The sequence below is a fragment of the Massilia genomosp. 1 genome, assembly GCF_011682185.1.
In the GTDB taxonomy this organism is placed as follows: Bacteria; Pseudomonadota; Gammaproteobacteria; order Burkholderiales; family Burkholderiaceae_D; genus Telluria_A; species Telluria_A rubra.
This window is the reverse complement of sequence record NZ_WHJF01000322.1, coordinates 1-918: the sequence shown is the minus strand read 5'-3', so window position 1 is coordinate 918 and position 918 is coordinate 1. Positions and strand designations below refer to the sequence as shown.

Annotated in this window: 1 protein-coding gene; it reads left to right on the top strand. The window is 50.2% G+C overall.

Annotated features, from left to right (window positions below; all coding sequences use genetic code 11):
- Positions 1 to 174: 174 nt before the first annotated feature.
- Positions 175 to 858: an RHS repeat domain-containing protein gene (locus F1735_RS33860; RefSeq protein WP_167241417.1), complete on the top strand. Its 684-nt coding sequence runs from the start codon at positions 175 to 177 to the stop codon at positions 856 to 858.
- The last annotated feature ends 60 nt before the right edge of the window (positions 859 to 918 follow it).

The window sequence follows — 918 nt, the reverse complement described above, 5'->3', positions numbered from 1 at the left end:
TCTTCATCCATCTGGCGCAGGTCGAAATCAGTGAGAGGCGTGGGCTTTTTTAACAAGATTGCACATCATACATTGAACTGAGTTTCCAGGCAGAAAAATTGTCTGCGGGGAGGTGATTGGTTACGGGACGGGCGTCTGCTATCAATTACCGAACGCAGCGGACTGACGCAAAAATTGACATATAGCGACGGCCTGAGCAACGACACCTCGGTAAGCCGCTTTCCAGCCAGCGCACCTGCGTGCAAGAGTATCAGTCACGATGCCCTTATACCTGAAGGCCGTTTGCTGTGTGTAACCAATCATTGGGGACGACAGCTTCAATTCAAATATGACGCAAAAGTACGAATTGTCGAAATGATCGACCCAGCTAATCAATCCTATCTCTATGAGTATGACGGTCCGTCAGGCGGTTGCGTTCCGGGAAATGAAAAAACATTGGCTTGCAAAGCGAATAATTTGACCAAGGTTACCTATCCGGATGGAAAGAGCCAAACGTATTTTTACAACGAAGTGAGTAAAATTAATAGTGGGAAGCTATGTAATCGTCAACCTATCGGAAATGGAGTTGGCGAGGATATGTATATTAATCTGATGACCGGTCTGGTCGATGAAAACGAAGAGCGCCACATGAGCTGGATGTATGATTGCTCCGGACGAGCGACCTCATCGGAACTTGCTGATGGCATAGAGAAAGTGGATGTAGTCTATGCTGATGGTGCATCGGCGCCGGCAATGGTAACCCACTACGTCGGGCCCGCCGAAAAACCGACGACTACGGTGCGTACGTACGGGGTAAGCGGTCGCTCAGCGGCGTTATTGCGCGACCCGATGGCGATCTGGAGAATGCATCCCTGGTGACAAACGAATCCCAGGGAGATGGCAATGGACGCAGGTAAGCGGGCAGTCAAGCGGGTGAAC